This is a genomic window from Neisseria sp. P0021.S007 (assembly GCF_051956855.1).
On record NZ_JBQCXA010000444.1, the window covers coordinates 1 to 727 of the forward strand.

Consider the following 727-nt stretch of genomic DNA (forward strand, 5'->3'; position numbering starts at 1 on the left):
ATACAGGTCAAATTTTGTGCTGAGGAATTGGCCGTGGATATGGTGGATTATCCGCAAGGTATGATTGTTCAACCGTATATCCGCGAAATCGAAACGGTGGGTGAAACCTCGCTGGTGTTTTTCAACGGCATATTCAGCCATGCCGTACGCCGTCAGCCGCCGCAAGGCGAATGGCGCGCCAACTCGGCCTATGGTGTGTCGGTGTTCGGTATTGAGCCACCCGAGTTTGCCATCAGTGCCGCACAAGACGTACTGGCCGCTTTGCCGCAAATGCCGGTTTACGCCCGAGTGGACGGTACATTGGTCGGCGATACCTTCCTGCTCAATGAATTGGAACTCATCGAGCCAGCCCTGTATTTGCACACCAGCGAAGGCGCGACAGAACGCTTTGCCCGACTGTTGGCGCAGTTACTTGGGCAACATTCATCAACCTGAATCAATATAGTTAACAAGCATCAGGCCGTCTGAAAACCATCTTTCAGACGGCCTGAGGCTTTTTTAAAGCAAGATTTGCGTGTTTGTATTTTTCAATAATGTGCCATTTGTCGATTGTGTCATTTTAATTGATGCAGTCTTAATTAATGGTTGATTAACTTTCATTTGGCATTTTATCTCGGCCGCAGCCTTTATTTTTAGCGGATTGTAAACAATCTGACCGGTCTAAATAGATAGCTTTTTAGGGTAAAACCTCAAAAATCTTTTTAAAAAGAAAGATATTGTCTTATTG

At 45.9% G+C, this 727-nt stretch carries 1 pseudogene; it reads left to right on the top strand.

Annotated features, from left to right (window positions below):
• A pseudogene (locus tag ACTHUR_RS13895) lies at window positions 1-435 on the top strand (glutathione synthetase); the annotation flags it as partial.
• Between the last annotated feature and the right edge of the window lie 292 nt (window positions 436-727).